This is a genomic window from Inquilinus sp., assembly GCF_057815775.1.
On the sequence record NZ_JBYRFX010001158.1, the window covers coordinates 1 to 1,597 of the forward strand.

The following is a 1,597-nucleotide window of genomic DNA, read 5'->3' on the forward strand; positions in this document are numbered from 1 at the left end:
CTGCGGGCTCATCGTCGTCTTGCCGTGCGGCGCCAGGGCGACGCCGGTCTCGGCCAGGATGTCGCGCATCCAGCGGGCGTTGCGCTCGATCACCGACCGCTTCAGCACCGCCTGCGGGAAGGGCAGGTCGCCGGCCAGCGCGTTCCAGCCCTGGTCGCCGACGGCACGGAACGGGATCGGCTGCAGCCCGGGCGGCAGCCCCTTGCTGGCGCCGTCGATCGGTGCATCGAGGATCGGGTCGAGGGCGAGGACGGAGGGGGTGGTGAAGGTCAACGCGGTGTTCCTTTGTTGGTTCGTGTCCCGCCTGTCGGCTCTCTCCTGCTGTCATGCCCGTGCCTGACCCGGGCATCGAGAGGCTGTCGACATCGCCTGGATTGCCGGGTCAATCCCGGCAATGCCATCAGAATTCCTCCAGCGTCTGCTCCCCGGCCATCACCCGGTTGCCGGCGGTCAGCCCGCCATCGACCGGCAGCATGGCGCCGGTGATGAAGCCGGCCAGGTCGTCCGAGGCCAGGAACGCGACGGCCTTGGCGATGTCCGTCGGCTCGGCCACGCGCTGCAGCGGGTACCATTTGCGCAGGGATTCGAAGATCTCCGGCTTCTTGTCGACCCGCGCCTGCCAGATCGGGGTGCGGACGGTGCCGGGGCAGATCACATTGGCGCGGATGCCGAAGGGGCCGTACTCCACCGCCAGCGCCTTGGTGTAGCTGATCAGCCCGGCCTTGGCGGCGCTGTAGGCCGGGTGGCCCAGCGTCAGCAGGCCGTTGACGCTGCTGATGTTGACGATGCTGCCGCGGCGCCGCGCCTTCATGCCGTCGATCACCGCGGCGACGACGTGATAGGGGCCGTGCAGGTTCAGCGCGACATCGCCGGCCCAGCTCTCGGCCGTGGTCGAGGCCAGGGTGCCGCCGCCATTGCCGCCGCCGGCATTGTTGACGGCGATGTCGACCGGGCCGGTGCGGGCGACCGCGGCCTCAATCGCGGCGCGGGTGGCGGCAGCATCGCACAGGTCGGCCGGCGCGGCGGCGGCCTTGGTGCCGGCCGTGGCCAGCCTGGCGACGCGGGCGTCCAGCGCCGCGGCGTCGCGGTCGGACAGGATCAGCGTCGCCCCGGCCGCCGCGAAATGGTCGACGATCGCCCCACCGATGCCGCCGAGCGCCCCGGTGACGAGAACGGTCTGGTCCGCGAAGCTCATGGCTGTGTTTCCGGCAGAAAGACGAGGCTGAAGGCCGATCGTAGCTCAATGTTTGAAACTTACAAGACGGCCATCATGAGTGTGCGGTGCAGCATCGTGGACGGGCGTCGGTTTCCGACAAAATTCAGCATTGCTGCGGAATAACGGAGGAAGTCGGGCCCTCACGCCACGTCCGAATTATGTCCCATCGGGTATTGTAAGCGAGTTACATTCTCGCCTTCACTTGGCCTCTCTGCGCCGCGGCACCGTCAAATAGGAACCATCCATGAGCAAGCGTGAGCATTTCGGAACCACCGTCACCGGTGCCGGCGGGCAGAAGCTGCCCTTCTCCAAGGCGGTGCGGGCCGGCGATTTCGTCTACGTCTCCGGCCAGGTGCCGTTCGACGAGAACGGCGTGGTCGT

Annotated in this window: 1 protein-coding gene and 1 pseudogene; both read right to left on the reverse strand. The window is 68.2% G+C overall.

Annotated elements, in window-relative coordinates; genetic code table 11:
* Nucleotides 1-273: pseudogene (locus tag AC3XYG_RS41020) on the reverse strand (hypothetical protein); the annotation flags it as partial.
* A gap of 127 nt (nucleotides 274-400) precedes the next feature.
* The gene (locus AC3XYG_RS41025; RefSeq protein ID WP_489145683.1) at nucleotides 401-1,195 is read right to left on the reverse strand and encodes an SDR family oxidoreductase; all 795 of its coding nucleotides are present in this window, start codon (nucleotides 1,193-1,195) and stop codon (nucleotides 401-403) included.
* Nucleotides 1,196-1,597 lie beyond the last annotated feature (402 nt).